12 protein-coding genes, 1 tRNA gene and 2 pseudogenes are annotated in these 16,467 nt (G+C 68.0%); 6 read left to right on the forward strand and 9 right to left on the reverse strand.

Annotated features, from left to right (window positions below):
• Nucleotides 1–127: 127 nt before the first annotated feature.
• On the reverse strand, nucleotides 128–1,174 hold the full coding sequence (locus ASG40_RS11715; protein ID WP_055885602.1) for a glutamine synthetase beta-grasp domain-containing protein: 1,047 nt from the start codon (nucleotides 1,172–1,174) through the stop codon (nucleotides 128–130).
• A gap of 385 nt (nucleotides 1,175–1,559) precedes the next feature.
• Here ASG40_RS11715 and ASG40_RS11720 point away from each other — a divergent pair.
• A tRNA-Phe gene (locus ASG40_RS11720) sits at nucleotides 1,560–1,635 on the forward strand.
• A 149-nt stretch (nucleotides 1,636–1,784) separates the two neighbouring features.
• Complete coding sequence (locus ASG40_RS22410; RefSeq protein ID WP_274533830.1) at nucleotides 1,785–1,916, forward strand: DUF6538 domain-containing protein; 132 nt, start codon at nucleotides 1,785–1,787, stop codon at nucleotides 1,914–1,916.
• 154 nt (nucleotides 1,917–2,070) lie between these two features.
• Here ASG40_RS22410 and ASG40_RS22570 read toward each other — a convergent pair.
• Both ASG40_RS22570 and ASG40_RS22575 read right to left on the reverse strand, forming a co-directional pair.
• Nucleotides 2,071–2,350, reverse strand: a pseudogene (locus ASG40_RS22570) (hypothetical protein); the annotation flags it as partial.
• Nucleotides 2,351–2,410: 60 nt separating this feature from the next.
• Nucleotides 2,411–2,572 (reverse strand): annotated as a pseudogene (locus ASG40_RS22575) (IS3-like element ISMxa1 family transposase); the annotation flags it as partial.
• An 862-nt stretch (nucleotides 2,573–3,434) separates the two neighbouring features.
• Between ASG40_RS22575 and ASG40_RS21780 the strand changes: the two are divergent.
• The 3 genes from ASG40_RS21780 to trmD all read left to right on the forward strand — a co-directional run bounded on the left by ASG40_RS21780 (nucleotide 3,435) and on the right by trmD (nucleotide 6,092).
• On the forward strand, nucleotides 3,435–4,148 hold the full coding sequence (locus ASG40_RS21780) for a hypothetical protein (protein ID WP_200944255.1): 714 nt from the start codon (nucleotides 3,435–3,437) through the stop codon (nucleotides 4,146–4,148).
• 63 nt (nucleotides 4,149–4,211) lie between these two features.
• A complete protein-coding gene (locus tag ASG40_RS21785) occupies nucleotides 4,212–4,874 on the forward strand; it encodes a methyl-accepting chemotaxis protein (RefSeq protein WP_055885606.1) in 663 nt (220 codons plus the stop codon).
• 462 nt (nucleotides 4,875–5,336) lie between these two features.
• Complete coding sequence (trmD, locus tag ASG40_RS11735; protein ID WP_055886380.1) at nucleotides 5,337–6,092, forward strand: tRNA (guanosine(37)-N1)-methyltransferase TrmD; 756 nt, start codon at nucleotides 5,337–5,339, stop codon at nucleotides 6,090–6,092.
• 168 nt (nucleotides 6,093–6,260) lie between these two features.
• Here the strand turns inward: trmD and hpnH are convergent, their stop codons facing one another.
• The gene (gene hpnH / locus ASG40_RS11740; RefSeq protein WP_055885609.1) at nucleotides 6,261–7,424 is read right to left on the reverse strand and encodes an adenosyl-hopene transferase HpnH; all 1,164 of its coding nucleotides are present in this window, start codon (nucleotides 7,422–7,424) and stop codon (nucleotides 6,261–6,263) included.
• Nucleotides 7,425–8,109: 685 nt separating this feature from the next.
• Here hpnH and ASG40_RS11745 point away from each other — a divergent pair.
• Nucleotides 8,110–10,758: an MMPL family transporter gene (locus tag ASG40_RS11745; RefSeq protein ID WP_055885614.1), complete on the forward strand. Its 2,649-nt coding sequence runs from the start codon at nucleotides 8,110–8,112 to the stop codon at nucleotides 10,756–10,758.
• Between the two features lie 80 nt (nucleotides 10,759–10,838).
• Here the strand turns inward: ASG40_RS11745 and hpnK are convergent, their stop codons facing one another.
• From hpnK to ASG40_RS11770, 5 genes are all read right to left on the reverse strand, one after another.
• Nucleotides 10,839–11,678: a hopanoid biosynthesis-associated protein HpnK gene (gene hpnK / locus ASG40_RS11750; RefSeq protein WP_055885616.1), complete on the reverse strand. Its 840-nt coding sequence runs from the start codon at nucleotides 11,676–11,678 to the stop codon at nucleotides 10,839–10,841.
• A gap of 181 nt (nucleotides 11,679–11,859) precedes the next feature.
• A complete protein-coding gene (gene hpnJ / locus ASG40_RS11755) occupies nucleotides 11,860–13,293 on the reverse strand; it encodes a hopanoid biosynthesis associated radical SAM protein HpnJ (RefSeq protein ID WP_055885619.1) in 1,434 nt (477 codons plus the stop codon).
• A gap of 58 nt (nucleotides 13,294–13,351) precedes the next feature.
• Nucleotides 13,352–14,536, reverse strand: coding sequence for a bacteriohopanetetrol glucosamine biosynthesis glycosyltransferase HpnI (gene hpnI, locus ASG40_RS11760; RefSeq protein WP_055885622.1), 1,185 nt, complete (start codon nucleotides 14,534–14,536; stop codon nucleotides 13,352–13,354).
• Nucleotides 14,537–14,607: 71 nt separating this feature from the next.
• On the reverse strand, nucleotides 14,608–15,222 hold the full coding sequence (locus ASG40_RS11765) for an MlaC/ttg2D family ABC transporter substrate-binding protein (RefSeq protein ID WP_055885625.1): 615 nt from the start codon (nucleotides 15,220–15,222) through the stop codon (nucleotides 14,608–14,610).
• Nucleotides 15,213–16,349, reverse strand: coding sequence for a flippase-like domain-containing protein (locus ASG40_RS11770; RefSeq protein WP_082494527.1), 1,137 nt, complete (start codon nucleotides 16,347–16,349; stop codon nucleotides 15,213–15,215). The genes ASG40_RS11765 and ASG40_RS11770 overlap by 10 nt, the downstream gene beginning before the upstream one ends.
• Nucleotides 16,350–16,467 lie beyond the last annotated feature (118 nt).

Here is a 16,467-nt window from a genome sequence, read left to right on the forward strand (position 1 = left end):
ATCCAAGCCCTGGCCATTCAGTAAAGGGTGGTCCTGCCGACCGGCAGTCCACCCTTAAGTCGTGCGTGGCACGGCCCCGCACCCGGCCCCCGGCGAGCCATATCGCCAGGGGGGATGCTCTTCGCGGTCAGGCCGCCGCGGACACCGAGGCCTCCGCTCCGGTCGGGACCGAGGCGATAGTCTTCAGGATCTGCGAGGCGATCTGGTAGGGGTCCCCCTGGCTGTTGGGCCGGCGGTCTTCCAAGTAGCCCTTGTACTCGTTGTTGACGAAGCTGTGGGGCACGCGGATCGACGCGCCGCGGTCGGCCACGCCGTAGCTGAACTTGTTCCACGGCGCCGTCTCGTGCTTGCCGGTCAGACGCAGGTGGTTGTCCGGCCCGTACACGGCGATATGGTCGTCGAGGTTCTTGTCGAAGGCCGCCATCAGCGCCTCGAAATAGGCCTTGCCGCCGGTCTCGCGCAGGTACGCCGTCGAGAAGTTGGCGTGCATGCCCGAGCCGTTCCAATCGGTGTCACCGAGCGGCTTGCAGTGGTACTCGATGTCGATCTCGTATTTCTCGCAGAGGCGCTGCAGCAGGTAACGGGCGACCCACATTTCGTCGGCGGCCTTCTTGGAGCCCTTGCCGAAGATCTGGAACTCCCACTGGCCCTTGGCCACCTCGGCGTTGATGCCCTCGTGGTTAATGCCGGCATCCAGGCAGAGGTCGAGATGTTCCTCGACGATCTTACGGGCGATCGGGCCGGCCTCCTTGTAGCCGACGCCGCAATAATAGGGGCCCTGCGGTGCCGGGTAGCCGGACGTCGGGAAGCCGAGCGGACGGCCGTCCTTGTAGAAGAAATACTCCTGCTCGAACCCGAACCAAGCACTCTCGTCGTCGAGGATGGTGGCGCGCTTGTTCGAAGGATGCGGGGTCTTGCCGTCCGGCATCATGACTTCGCACATCACGAGCACGCCGTTCTTGCGGGTGCTGTCGGGGAAATGGCGGACGGGCTTCAGCATGCAGTCCGAACTGCCGCCCTCGGCCTGCATGGTCGAGCTGCCGTCGAAGCCCCAGAGCGGGAGCTGCTCGAGTGTCGGAAAGCTATCGAACTCTTTGATCTGCGTCTTGCCGCGGAGGTTTGGCACCGGAGTGTATCCATCGAGCCATATATACTCCAGTTTATATTTGGTCATTTCGAATCTCTCGTGCGTTAGCGATGCGAAGCTTGATGCAAACTCTGCGGCGCACGTCACTCCCGACGCCGACACGCGACGGAGCATTTGTCGTGCCAAACGCCGTCACATTCGCTGCCCTTCTTCGGCTGGGGTCTTTCCCACCGGGCCAGACGCGGTCGCTCACCTGAGGTGACGGCAACGACCCGGGCCGCATCCTCCCCGAACCGGCAGCCCGATGCGTCCCGGTCGAACCCCGACCCTGCGCATCGACGAGCAGGTTCGAAACCGCAGCCGCATGAAATCGCGACGCACCAGTACGCCTCGCCGCGGACAAGGCTGGACAGGACGATCATCACTCCTTATACGCCCGCTTCAGGTCGAGCCGCCGAGCGGTTTCGCCTCTGCCCAGGTAGCTCAGTTGGTAGAGCATGCGACTGAAAATCGCAGTGTCGGCGGTTCGATTCCGTCCCTGGGCACCATCGCTCTCCTCAGTATTGAGCGGCCACGACGAATTACAAAACCGGTGACTGGGACCTTCCGGCTTGTACACGCGGGTGGTACGACTGCGTTGATGACGACGCTTTCCTGGAAGCATCGCTAGGCTGCCCGCCACGACCTGCGCCTTGCCGTGCCTCTCGACCTGCGCGCGCTCGTGGGCAGGCGCGAGGAAGAGGTCAGCCTCGGCACCAGAGATCGCATCGAAGCGAAGCGCCTGCACGCCGTCGCCCTCACGGAGCAGGAGAAACGCCAGGCGGCGTAGAGGGTCGGACCACGCCGCCGGAGCGATCGTGAGGCTCACGAACGCGTTGCCGCTTTCGACGAACGCTGGGCCTGTCTCTATCGAGCCGAGCCGGCAGACCTTCCGGCGCTGGGATCAGCCGGTTTCTGGTGACGGTCAGGGGGCTGGGCTCGGATCACCGGTCCGGCCACGTCTCCGGCTCGTAGACGACGGGCGAGCGGTATCTGAGCGCCGTGGCCGGCGCAGCGGATCGTAGAAGCCTTCGCTGTCGCCGAAGCGGGCCCTCCGTGCCTCGGCCTGCGAGCGGCAGCGACGGCGGGCGGGCAACTCGCAATCGAGGGTCGCGACCGGAACGGCCGCGAAGCGAACACGCTCTCAGCCATCGCGGTATCGTAGGCGTCGCCGACAGGACCCATCGTGGGGCGCCCGCCCGCTTCCTGGCATCGCCTGCCGAAGGCCACAGTGACGTGTGCCGAGGCCCCCGGTCCGAGTGATCGAAACCCATCAGGACGCAGGTGATTGGCCATCGCCCAACCGACAATCCGGCGGCTGAAGGCGTCGGGTACGACGGCGAGGGAGAGGCAAGCCGGCAGCCATGGGAACGTCGGTGACGTCGGCCACCCGGAGCCGGTTCGGGGCGATCGCCACACAATGCGGTCGACGAGGTCGGGAGCCGGAGGCGTCGCGGCCGGCGCGGACCGGATCGACCCTCTGCGGCCGGGTATGCGGGACGGGCCTCGGGCTCCGGACGAACACCTCGCTCGAAGGCGTGCTCGATCGCCATCAAACCCCGGGACAATCCCAATCCCATGGTGTCCGTCGTATCGCCACCCGCTCCGGCCGCTCGGCCGCACACGATATCGCCGCCGTCTGCCTCGCCGAGACTGCCAGCGGTGGGTTTGAATCTGGCCGATCATATTGAGCGACGACACCCTGGATCCGTACCACCGCGTGCGGGCGGATCATCCCGTTGGACAAAGGGGTAGCTTTTCGGAAGGAAGCCTCTCTCGATGCTGTCTCAGGTTCTGATAAAAACAAGGCTTTAAGCAAACGTTAGTCGTTATGCGTAATGAAGCTGTCCTGCTCTCTTGGTACAGGGGCAGTCGAGCGGGGGCAGGCAGTGCGGGCACTAGCGACAGGCGCTCCCGCGCGTGAACGACCTCGCCTATGGGCTATGGCGACCACCTGCGGGCTGGTGATGGCCTGCGGCCTGATCCCTGCCGCCCTCGCGCTGGCCCCACGACCCGGCGAGCCGGTCGTGGCGCTCACACTTTTCCCCGATGCTCCGATGCCCCACGCGGTAGCCGCATCGGGTGCGCGTCTCCTGTGGCTGTCGCCCGGCGGCCACGTGGCCGTGCTCGCCGGCGACACGCCGGATTTGGCGGCCAACCTGCGTCGGTCCGGCACCCTTCTTGTCCTCGCCGCCGGTCCGCTCGGCGCTTGCCTGCCGGGCACCCGGCCAACCCCTATGGTCACAGGCCCTTCCCAGCCATGAACGGCGACAGTCTCAACCGTCTACGCCAAGCCTTCACGCCCATCATGCTCGGCGTTCTCGCCGCTCTGTGGCTTGTCGTCATGGCCCTCGCTTGGTCCCTCGGCACGGCGATCGTGGCGCCAACGGTCCTAGGCGGCCTCCTCGTCGCCGGATCGGCCGCCTGCGCGCGGAGCCTCGGCCCGGCATTGGCCACACGCCATCTCACCTCGGCCGCACTCATGGCGATGGTCGGTCTGCTGGTGCTGACGACGGCGGACACGCCCTGGCAGATCGACACGCACATGGTCTTCTTCGCCGCCCTCGCGATCGTTGCAGGGTGGGGCTGCTGGTCCTCCATCCTCGTCGCTGCGGCGGTCGTGGCCGTCCATCACCTCGCCTTGAACGTGGCCTACCCGGCGGCGGTGTTCCCGAACGGGGCGGACTATCTGCGGGTGCTGCTCCACGCCGTCGTCGTCATCGCTGAGGCCGGCGCCCTGGTCCTGGCGGCGCGGCAGCTTTCCCGGGCGCTCGATGCGGCGGACGCCGCGACGTTACAGGCCTCCGAGAGCGCCGCCGCTCAAAGCCGGTTCGAGCAGGCCGCCCTCCGCGAGCACGCGCTGCAGGCGAGCCAAGGGCGTCAGCTCGGCGACCTGGTCGCAGGTTTCCGCGCTACGCTGTCGGACATCGGACGTCAGGTCGAGCGCGAGACCTCCGGTATGCGCAACACCGCCGTCGCTCTGAGCGACGTCGCCGCACGGTCGAGCGAACAGGCCAGCTAATCCGCATCGATCGCCTCGACCACCGCGCGGAACGTACTCTCCGTCTCGGCCGGGGCCGAGGAGTTGAGCGCCTCCATCTCCGATATCGCCGGACAGACGGAGCGGACGCGACAGTTCATCGCGCGCATGACAGAGATGGCTCGGACCACCAGCGGCGAGGTGGGTCAACTCGCCGAGGTGGCGGGACAGATCGGCGCGGTGACGGACCTGATCAAGTCGGTTGCGGACCAGACCAATCTCCTGGCTCTGAACGCGACCATCGAGGCAGCCCGCGCCGGCGCCGCCGGCAAGGGCTTCGCGGTGGTGGCGACCGAGGTCAAGGCGCTCGCGGCCCAGACCATGAGGGCGGCCGACGAGATCTTCGGCCAAGTCGGTGCCATCCAGGCGTCGAGCGCTCGCACGGTCTCCGCCGTCGAGGCGTTCGCGAAGGCCACCCACGAGGTGCATGTATTGACGAACGCCATCGCCGATTCGGTCGATCAGCAGCAAGCCGCGACGCAGGAAATCTCCCGCACGGTGGCACAGGTGGCACGGGGCAGTTCCGAAGTGCATGCGGGTGCGGCGAACGTTCAACGCGCCACGCAGGAGACCCGTCACCATGCCGACACGGCGCTCGCCGCTTCCGAGACGCTGAAGGCGGTCGCGGCGGATCTCGCGCGCTCGGTCGGAAGTTTCATGACCACGGTGACGGGCGATCTCGACGAACGCCGCAGCGCCGCGCTCTGACGCGTGTGCGCTCGGCCTGCGATCGACGACGCGGTTCTGCGCGGGGCGTGCTGGTGTCCGGGCTCCCGGCCCCAACCTGTGGTCGACGGACTCCTGAAAGATCGGAAGCGCGTCTTCGCACACCGAGTCCAAAGGTGGGCGAGACCCGAGCCGGCCGTCGTGGGAATTGGGCCGGTACCCGGCGCAGGCGAGGGAAAAGGGTGTGCGCCTGCGGCGCCCGGGACTGGTCGCCTCCGGCCGGCGTAGGTTCCTTCGAGACCGCGTCAGGATCGCGCGACCGCCGACGCCGCGGCTCGCAAGCCGGTTCGCCCACGCTCGGGCGCGTCGCCGGCGACGCCTTGACCCGCCACCGGATCCGGCATCACCGTTGCCCCGACCGTTTCGTTGGTGACGTGGCCTGTGCGGCGACACGAGGCCGGCCGGGGAATTGACCCCATGACGGTCATCACGCCATCAGGCGTCATGACGACACGTCCCTGGCATGCGACCGTTCTCACCCTCTATCCGGAGATGTTCCCCGGACCCCTCGGGCTTTCCCTCTCGGGCGAGGGGCTGGCGCGGGGGATCTGGGCGTTGGAGGCTCGCCAGATCCGCGAGCACGGCCTCGGCCGCCATCGGGCGGTCGACGATACGCCCGCGGGGGGCGGCGCCGGGATGGTGCTGCGCTGCGACGTGCTGGGCGCGGCCATCGACGGCGTGGCCGCGGATACGCGCCCGCGGCTGCTGATGAGCCCACGGGGCCGGCCGCTGACGCAGGCGCGGGTTCGGGCCTTGAGCGAAGGCGCCGGTGCGGTCATCGTCTGTGGCCGGTTCGAAGGGGTCGACGAGCGGGTGATCGAAGGGCGCGGACTCGAGGAGGTCTCGATCGGCGACTACGTGCTCTCGGGCGGCGAGATCGCCGCCTTGGTGCTGCTCGATGCCTGCGTTCGCCTGCTGCCGGGCGTCATGGGCAAGGTCGCGTCGGGGGTGGAGGAGAGCTTCGAGTCGGGGCGGCTCGAATATCCGCATTACACCCGGCCGCGCGAGTGGGAAGGCCGGACCATCCCGGACATCCTCTTGGGCGGAAATCACGCCGCCATCGCCGAGTGGCGATCGCAGAACGCCTTGCGGATCACTCGGGAGCGACGCCCGGACCTCTTGGCCGGAGACCGGGTCGCGACAGCGTTCGGTGCCGGCGGGCGTTTCCCGGAGGATAACCGGGGTCAAAACGACGCGTGATACGGCTCCCGCCTGGATCGAGCGGGAGCCGTATCACTGGGCCCGCGCGGCACCTGAGCGAAGGCAAAATCCGCATCGCGGAGCAATCGAACGGAGTTTGTCTGACGTCCATCGACGGTCGATCCGACAAGACGGGAGCGAGGTCCCGTCTCGTCGGATCGGGTCGACTCAGGCGGCGGTGCGGTTGCGCGCCTCGCGCTTGGTGTCGACGCCCGAGGCTTTGATCTCGGAGAGTTTCTCGGCGACGTTGCGGGAGAACACGAACTCGGCCGGGCGCTGGTTCTCGAGGCTGACCTCGGGAGCCATCGCACCCTCGGTCTTGATGCCACGGATCGCGTGGATCAGCGGCTTCCACGGCTTCTTCACCGAATCGACCACGGAGGAGGCCTCGTAGCCCGAATGGACCATGCAGTCGGCGCACTTCTCGTAGTTGCCGGTGCCGTAGGAATCCCAGTCGGTCTCCTCCATCAGCTCCTTGAAGGTGGCCGCGTAGCCTTCGCCGAGCAGGTAGCAGGGCTTCTGCCAGCCGAACACGGTGCGGGTCGGGTTGCCCCAGGGCGTGCAATGGTAGGTCTGGTTGCCGGCCAGGAAGTCGAGGAACAGGCCCGACTGCTGGAAGGTCCACTTCTCGCGGCCCTTCTCCTTGCCGTGGCGGAAGACGCCGCGGAAGAGGTCCTTGGTCGCCTTGCGGTTGAGGAAGTGCTGCTGGTCGGGGGCCCGCTCGTAGGCGTAGCCGGGCGAGACGGTGATGCCGTCGATGCCCATCTTCGTCACGCTGTCGAAGAAGTCGGCGATCTTGTCGGGCGACGAGTTGTTGAAGAAGGTGCAGTTGATGGTGACGCGGAAGCCCATCTCCTTCGCCTTGGCGATGGCGGCCACGGCCTTGTCGTAGACGCCGCGCTGGCACACGGAGCCGTCGTGCATCTCCTTGTCGCCGTCGAGGTGGATCGACCAGGTGAAGTACGGGCTCGGCTTGTACTCCTTGATCTTCTTCTCGAGCAGCAGCGCGTTGGTGCAGACGATCGCGAACTTCTTCTGCGCGATGATGCCCTCGACGATCTGCGGCAGATCCTTGTGCAGCAGCGGCTCGCCGCCGGCGATCACCACCACGGGAGCGCCGCACTCGCGCACGGATTCGAGCGCGTCGGCGACAGGCAGGCGCTTGTTCAGGATCTCGTCCGGATAGTCGATCTTCCCGCAGCCGGCGCAGGCGAGATTGCAGCGAAACAGCGGCTCCATCATCATCACGAGCGGATAGCGCTTGCGACCGGTGAGGTGCTGCTTGAGGATGTAGCCGCCAATCTTCGCGACGTACCGAAGGGGAATGCCCAAGGCGCGGCTCCTTTGCTGTTCTGGCCCCGTTTTTCAACGGGCTGCTTAGCGTGAAAAATTGTCGATTTCCAGCGGACTAGGCCGGAACCGGTCGGGGACACGAGCCGGCAGTGTGTTGTTTTCGATCGTGGCGCAAGCGTGTCACAGAATGCGTTCGTCGAGGACGGTCCGTTTGGGCCATGACGCCGCGGCGGCGGAGTCCGAGGCCCGGATGCACGCGTTCACGAGCGCGTCGCGCAGCGCTAACGCCTCGTAGGTATCGTGCGCGGGGGACGTCGGCATGCGGCGGCGCCATGCCAGCTCCGCGCCGTCTTCATGGGCGCGCCGGCCGCGTTTCCGTCCGGCGAGCGCGCAAGCGTGGGTGCGGTGCGGCAGCGCGGCCCGTGCTCCTATGTCCGTTTTCCCATGCCATTGCTCCCGTGGCCGTGGTTGACGTTTCGTTGCAATTCGCGTCCCAGCGACGTACTCAGCCCCGACTCCGTCGCGATGCACTCGCGACACGAACGCGCTCTCGATCCACCGTCGGGTTCGGCCCATGGCCTTACCGGATTCGGGGATCGGAGCGACAGGTGCTAGTCCGGCGCCCTCAGGAACGCTCATGTCCGGACTGCATCCTTCTCATGCAGCCGGGCGTTCCGATGCGGCCGCGCGTCCAGGACGGCCCCGATAGGCAGGCAGGGTACTCGTGATCGAACGGCTCGTTGCGTTCTCCGTCCAGCGTCGCTGGCTCGTCATCGGTCTGATCGCCGTCCTCACGGTGGCAAGCGTCGGTCTCGCCGCTCATCTGTTCCGCATCAACACCGATGTCGAGCGGCTGATCGACAAGGACGTTCCCTGGCGCCAGGACGAGATCAACTTCGAGAAGGCGTTCCCGCAGCGCACCGGCACGCTGGTCGCCGTCATCGACGGCAGCACCCCGGAGACCGCCGAGGAGGCGGCCGCCGCTCTGGCCAAGGCCCTGGCCGGCAACAAGGACCGGATCGAGACCGTCTACCGGCCCGATGGCGGCCCGTTCTACGACCGCAACGGCTTCCTGCTCATGTCGCAGGAAGAGCTCACCAAGACCACCGAACAGCTGATCCAGCAGCAGGGCCTGCTCGGGCCGCTCGCGGCCGACCCGACCCTGCGCGGCCTGATGCGCGTCCTCGGCCTCGGCGCGCGGGGCATCAAGAGCGGCGACGCCAAGATCGAAGACCTCGAAGGTCCGATGACCCGGATCGACGAGACGCTGCAGGCGGTGATGGCCGGCAAGCCGGCACGGCTCTCGTGGCAGCTCCTGCTCTCCAACGGCAAGACCCAGAGCACCGAACTGCGCAAGTTCGTGATGATCCAGCCGGTCCTCGACTTCAATGCCCTGCAACCGGGGGCGGAGGCGACCAAGCTGATCCGCAGCATCGCCCAGGACCTCAAGATCGACGACGCGCATGGTCTGCGCCTGCGCCTGACCGGCCCCGTCGCCGTCTCCGACGACGAGTTCGCGACCCTGGCCGACGACGCGCTCCTCAACAACCTCGTGACGGTGGGCGCCATCCTGCTGTTCCTGTGGCTTGCGCTCCGGTCCGGCGCCCTCGTGGTCGCCGTGATGATCACCACCTTCTCGGGCCTCATCGTCACCGCGGCCCTCGGCCTCGTGATGGTCGGCGAGCTCAACCCGATCTCGGTGGCGTTCGCGGCGCTGTTCGTGGGCCTCGGCATCGATTTCGGGATCCAGTTCGCCGTGCGCTACCGGGCCGACCGGTTCGAGCAGCCCGACATCCCCTCCGCCATCCGGGCGGCGGCCCGCGGCGTCGGCTGGTCGCTGACCCTCGCCGCGATCTCGTTAATCGCAGGCTTCTTCGCCTTCCTGCCCACCGCCTTTCGCGGCGTGTCCGAGCTCGGCCTCATCGCCGGCGTCGGCATGGTGGTGGCGTATCTGTTCTCCCTGACGCTGCTCCCGGCCCTCATCGCCGTCATGAAGCCGCGCATCGAGAAGCGTGCCGTCGAGACCGCCTGGATGGCGGGCGTCGACCATTGGATCATCGAACATCGCAAGGCGGTGCTGATCGTGGTCGGCCTGATCACGGTGGCCGGCATCCCGCTGCTGTTCAAGCTGCCGTTCGATTCGAACCCGATGCACCTGCGCAGCCCCAAGGTCGAATCGATCGCCACCTATCTCGACCTGATCAAGGATCCCGAGACCAGCCCCAACCTCATCGACGTCATCGCCCCCTCCGTCGAGGCCGTGCCCGAGCTGGCGGCGAAACTGCGCGCCCTCCCCTCGGTGGCCCGCGTCATCGACATCCAGACCTTCGTCCCGCCGGACCAGGAGCAGAAGCGCGCGATCGTCATCGAGGCGGCCCAGCTGCTCGGCCCCATCCTCAACCCGGCCCGCAAGCCGCCGCCGCCCACGGATGCCGATACGGTCAAGGCCCTCAAGGAAGGGGCCACCGCGCTCAAGGGCATCGCCACCGGCCCGTCCGGGGGCGCCAAGGCGGCCGGCCAGCTCGCGGCCACCCTCGAGAAGCTCGCCGCCGGCTCCGCCGCCATGCGCGAAGCGGCCAACGTCGCGATCACGACCGACCTGAAGACCCTGCTGACCCGCCTCGGTGGCCTCCTCAACCCGCAGGTCCTGTCCATCGCCACCCTGCCGCCGCAGCTCAAGGCGGAGTGGATCACCAGCGACGGCCGCTCGCGCATCGAGGTCCATCCGAGCGGTGACGCCAACGACAACGTCGTGCTGCGCCGGTTCGCCAAGGAGGTGCAGAGCGTCGCGCCCCACGCCACCGGTGCGCCGGTGGCCACGACCTCGTCGAGCTACACGATCCTCGGCGCCTTCGTGCAGGCGGCGCTCACCGCGCTCGTCCTCATCTTCATCATCCTGTCGGTGGCCCTGCGCAAACCCTGGGACGTGGCGATGACGCTGGGCCCCCTGGTATTGGCGACGCTGTGGACGCTGATGGCCCTCCACATCGTCGGCATGCCGCTCAACTTCGCCAACATCATCGCGATGCCGTTGATGCTGGCGGTGGGCGTGGCCTTCCACATCTACTACGTCATCGCCTGGCGGGCCGGCGTGGTCGACATGCTGGCCTCGAGCCTGACGCGGGCGATCTTCTTCTCCGCGCTCACCACGGGGACCGCCTTCGGCTCGCTGGTGCTGTCGAGCCACCCGGGGACGGCGAGCATGGGCAAGCTGCTGGCCCTGTCGCTGTTCTTCACCCTGGTGGCGGCCTTCTTCGTGGTCCCGGCCTTCCTCGGCCCTCCGCCGAAGCAGCCCGACCCGAAGCGCCCGGAAGGCGACGACGCTGTCCCCGGCCGCAAGCCGGCGCGGTCCGAGCCGATGGCGGTGAAATAGCCCTTACCGGCCTGCCGTCCGCGAGAGACACGGATCCCGACCGTCGCGAAGGCTCGTCCGGCGCGACGGTCGGGGTCGGATCAGGAGAAATCCGAAAAGCCGCCCGTGACCGCTCCGGCTCGCTCGATCGCCGTGATCGCGTCCGGTGCGACCAGCGCGTCGCGCTCGGCGGCGTAGGCATAGCCCGGCGCCTCGCCGGGAAAGCCCGCACCGGTGGCGGGGTGGGTGTAGAGCTCGGTCAGCCCGTCCGGCAGGTGTCGCAACAGGCCGGCGACCCGGGCCGGCGTCATCGCACCGGACCAAGCGAGCCCGAGGGTGCGGTCCGGGATCAGCAGGCCGGCCTGGCGGGCTCGCACGGCCAGCAGCGCGGCCCAGGGCGCGATGTCGAGGGCCGCCTTCGGCTCGCATCCGGGTTCGGCGGCGCGCAGGACCGCCCGCGGCTCGCGCGGGACGCGGATGGCGCGCATCCCGTATCCGCGGCCGATGGCGAGCACCCGGCCGGCGATCAGGGGATGCACATGGAAATGCTTGTGGGCATTGACGTGATCGAGCGGCAGGCCGGTGGCCCGGTAGGCCTCGAACTGCGCCGCGATCTCCGCCGAGAGCTGGCGGCGGGCGCTCGGCTTGAGGGCCAGATCGAGGCCGAGCCGGCCCATGTCCCGGCGGATGAGTCCGTCCGCACCGACGAGGTCGGGCAGGTCCGACGCCGGTAGCGTCGGCCAGGCCTCGACCATGACCAGATGCAGTCCGACGCGCAGCGACGGCATGCGCCGCGCCCGCGCCACCGCATCGGTGGCGGCCGGTGCCGACACCATCAGGCTCGCCGCCGTGAGGATCCCCTCGCGATGGGCCTGCTCCACGGCGTCGTTGACTTGAAGGCTCAAGCCGAAATCGTCGGCTGTGACAACCAATCGCTTCACGAGGCATCTCCGGGTGCCGAGGGTGCAAGCCAACCCGCAGGTGCGGGGCAAAACCCTGCGACGGCACGCAGAGCCGGGCTTCGCCCTGCGCCCGCCGGGGCCTCGGCCCCGGACCCCTTTCGAATGCAGAACGGCCGGGCTCTTCAGCCCGGCCGCCGTTGGAATGGAGAGATTCGGTCGCTCAGGCGGCCTTGGCGGTGCCCTGGCGCTCCTTGAGGAAGCGGTAGAACTCGACGCCTTCGCGCAGGCGGCGCTTCATCATCTCGGGCGAGCGGACCATCTCGGAGACGATCGAGGCGATCTTGGGGGCGCGGAAATAGAACTTCCGGTAGAACTCCTCCACCGCCGCGAAGATCTCGGCATGCGACAGGTGCGGATAGTGAAGCGGCGCGATCTGGACGCCGTTCTCATCGACGAGCTCGGCGTTCGCGACGTCGAGCCAGCCGTTCTCCACCGCCTGCTTGTAGAGGAAGGTCCCCGGGTAGGGCGCGGCCAGCGAGGCCTGGATCGTATGCGGGTTGATGCGCTTGGCGAAGGCGATCGTCTCCTGGATCGTCTCGCGGGTCTCGCCGGGCAGGCCGACGATGAAGGTGCCGTGGATGGCGATGCCGAGGTCGTGGCAGTCCTTCGTGAACTTCTCGGCGACCTCGACGCGCATGCCCTTCTTGATGTTGTTCAGGATCTGCTGGTTGCCGGACTCGTAACCGACCAGCAGGAGGCGCAGGCCGTTCTCCTTGAGCACCTTCAGCGTCTCGCGCGGCACGTTGGCCTTGGCGTTGCACGACCAGGTCACGCCGAGCTTGCCGAGCTCGCGGGCGATCTCCTCGGCACGCGGCAGGTTGTCGGTGAAGGTGTCGTCGTCGAAGAAGAACTCCTTGGTCTGGGGGAACTCCTTCAGGCAGTACTTGATCTCCTCGATCACGTGCGCGACCGAGCGGGTGCGGTAGGTGTGGCCGCCGACCGTCTGCGGCCAGAGGCAGAAGGTGCAGCGGCTCTTGCAGCCACGGCCGGAGTAGAACGAGATGTAGGGGTGCTTGAGGTACCCGATGAAGTACTTCTCCATCTCCAGGTCGCGCTTGTAGACGCTGGTGACGAACGGCAGCTGGTCCATGTCGGTCATGATCTCGCGGTCCACGTTGTGGATCACGACACCGTCGGCGTCCCGGTAGGACAGGCCCTTGATCTCCGACATCGGCGTGCCGTCGGCGACTTCCTTGACCGTGAAGTCGAACTCGTTGCGCGCGCAGAAGTCGACGCAGGGCGCCTGGGCCATGGCGCCGGCGGCATCCACGGCGACCTTGGCGCCGATGAGGCCGGCGATGAGCTTCGGATTGGCCGCCTTCAGCGCCTCGATGGTCTTCACGTCCGACTTGAAGGACGGAACCGAGGTGTGGAGCACCACGAGGTCGAAGTCGTTGGCCTGGGCCACGATCTCGTTAAGCTTGATGTTGTGCGGGGGCGCGTCGATCAGCTTCGAGTTCGGCACCAGGGCGGCGGGCTGGGCCAGCCAGGTCGGGTACCAGAACGATTTGATCTCGCGCTTGGCCTGGTAGCGGGAACCGGCGCCGCCGTCGAAACCGTCGAAGGTGGGGGCCTGGAGGAAGAGCGTGCGCATGGGGTTCAAGGCCTCAGCGAGAGTACGGGATGGGCGGGTGTCGAGTGAGCGGCGGGCGTCAGAGCGGCGTCGCGCCAGCGTCGCGGCCGAGGCTTCGTTCCGGGATCAGGGTGCCGTCCGCAACCACCCGATAATCGTGACCTTTCCATGTCACCGCACCCGAGACGAAGCTCCAGGCGAAGTTCGCGAAGGAGAGGATGTCGCGAATCGGCAACAGCCAATACGGGTGCGCGGGCAGGCCGAAGGCCCGTTCGAGGCGCACGCACAGGACGATGCGGCAGGCGAGCGCCAGGGCGGCCACGGCCAGGGCATGCTGCCCGGCACCCGGGATCAGGGCGCCGATCAGGGCGAGGGGAAAGGCATGGGTGACGATGGACCCGGCATAGCCGAGCGGATCGACGTTGCGGATGGTCCGGTTCCAGCGCAGCTCGTGCCGCCACAGGCCGGCCAGATCGGTATCGACGCAGGTGTGGCCGACCGTGAAGGTCGGGATCGAGACCACGCCGCCGTCCGCGCGCAGGGCCTCGCCGATGGCGTAATCGTCGGCGAGATCGTCCCGGAACGTCTCGAAGCCGGCGATCCGCGTGAGGGCGGCCCGGGTGAAGGCGATGGTCGAGCCGAAGCACGGGCGGGCGAGGCCGAGTGCCGTGCCCATCACCACGTTGGGCAGGAACTGAACGTCGATGGCCAGCGCCGAAAGATGGGCCCACACGCTCCGGTTGGCCGGGACGCCGTGGTAGAGGCAGGTGACCCCGTTGACGCCCTCGACGGAGAGTTCGGCGACGATGCGCTCGAGGTAGTCCGGCCGCACCACCATGTCGCTGTCGGCCAGAACGACCACGTCGTGGGCGATGTGGCTCGCCATGTTGATGAGGTTGGAGACCTTGCGGTTGGCGCCGTGCTGGCGCGCATCGATCACGAGGTCGAGCCGGACCGCCGGATAGGCATCGGCCAGCCGACGCACCACCCCGATCGCCGGGTCGGCGGCACTCTGGACGCCGAAGACCACCTGGACCGGGCCGGCGTAGCGCTGACGGCAGAAGGTCTCGAGGTTCTCGTAGAGGTTGGGCTCGATCCCGCAGAGCGGCTTGAGCAGCGTCACCGACGGTCGCGGCGCCGCGTCCGGCAGGGCGGCCGGCGCCCGACGGGCGAAGCGGCCGGCCAGATGCGCCGCGCCGAGGCCGTAGACGCAACCGGCCAACGCCAGCAGCAGGCACAGCGAAGACAGCCAGGTCAGGTCCATGGAAATTCGCTCGGGTCACGGGGCGCGTGAGGAGTGCCGACGGGCGGCACGAGATCGTCGATCGCCGGAATTCAAGGCGCCGGTTTGGCGGCGAGCATTCCCGTCGTCCGTTCTCGTAGGAATTTGAGGAGTTCGTTAGCCCCCCCGGCCTTCAAACTGTCGCCGAAGCTCGCCCGCATGGCAGCGAGTTCGCTGACGTTGCCGTTGAGATACACATCCTGGACCCGGTTGCCGGCGCCCACGAGGAAGTCGATCTGCGAGGTGTCGCCGTCACCGTTGGCGACCTCGGTCTCGACGGAACGGCCGGTCCCGCGCGGCTCGCTGGCCGGTTTGATCGTGAACTTGCCGCCCTGGGCCTGCGCGAGGCGATTGGCGTAGGTCGTCGAAAAGTACTGCGCGAAGGCTTCGGTCAGCGCCCCCTGCTGCTCGGGGGTGAAGCTCTTCCACTTCGGGCCGACCGCGACCCGTACCATCGCCGGAAAGTCGAAGGTCTCGGCCATCGTCTTCTCGATGGCGGCGAGACGGTCCTTGATGCCGCCACCGCCCTTCAGGGCGGTCTCGAAGCTGGCATAGACGGCGGTCACCGTCGCCACCGCGGGATCGTCGGCGGCCGCGACGGTCGTGAGACCGGAGAGGGAGAGGGCCGCCGCCAACGCCACCCCTGCCAGGACGTCCCTCAGGCGCACTTTCTGAGCCTTCCTGTCTCGGCAAGGCTTCCCTTCTCTGCGAGTCTCCCACCGTCGGCTTGCGCCGATGGCGACGACGGCGCCTGGCCCGGCTCGTTCGCAGCCTCGTAGGGGGCCGTCTGGCGGTCGCCGCGATGGGAATCGGCCACGGCCCCTCCCCGCTCGGGGTCGTTCCCGGGACGGCCCTCGAGGGCATGCCAGGCGAACAATCCGGGCACGCCGACGAGGAGGTCGGCCAGGCGCTTGACGAGGGAGAGGGCCAGGGCGACCTCAGCCGGAATGTCGAAGATCGCGCACAGGGCGATGAGTCCGCCCTCCTGGGCGCCGAGGGCGCCGGGGATCGCGAAGGCTGCGCCGCGGACCGCCTGGGCCAGGCTCTCGATCACGATGGCTTCGAGGATGGTGACCGGATAGCCCATGAAATGGAGGGCGACGTAGACCTCGACCGTGCCGATCAGCCAGCCGACGAGATGGACGCCCATGCCGGCTCCCACCCGCATGGGTGCGCCGTAGAGGCGGCGCAGGCCCTCGTAGAGCACGTCGACGGCCCCCAGGGCCCGCCAGTCGCGGCCGGCGGCGAAACGGTTGAGCAGGCGCTGGACGAGGAGATGCCCGCCGCGGCGCTGGATCACGAAGAAGATGGCGAGTGCCGGGGCGGCCAGGACGAGGCCGCCGGCGACGGTCCGCACCACCGGGCCGTCGCCGGCGATCCAGATCAGGGCGGCCAGCCCCGCGATGGTGAACAGGAACTGCGTCACCGCCTGGGTCATCAGGTCGACGAACATGCTGGCACCGGCCAGCCCGCCGCCCAGGCCGCGCCGGGTCAGCAGGCGGGCGCCGACCAGGTCGCCACCGACCTGGGCCACCGGCAGCAGGGTGTTGATGCCCTCGCGCACGAAGCGGAGGACCACGCAGTCCCACAGGCTCGGCCGATCGGCCTTGGGGAAGATCACGAACCAGCCGAGTCCCGCCCAGCCGACGGCGAACACCCGTGCGAGGACGACGATCAGCGCACCCCAGCCTGCGCTCGCCACCGCGGCCGCCACGTCTTCCGGGCCGGAAGACAGGAATAGGCCGACGACCGTGCAGAGGCCGACGATCAAAGCCAGTGTCGTCAGTCGCTTCATGATCCCCTTTCGACCGGCGGCGAAGATGAGAGGTCGTGGTAACGCTGCGATACCGCTCGACTAGTGACCGCCGGGACCGATGAGCATCGAGGCAAGTTGCAGCTTTGCGCGGCGTTGT

The sequence above is a fragment of the Methylobacterium sp. Leaf399 genome, from assembly GCF_001424525.1.
In the GTDB taxonomy this organism is placed as follows: Bacteria; Pseudomonadota; Alphaproteobacteria; order Rhizobiales; family Beijerinckiaceae; genus Methylobacterium.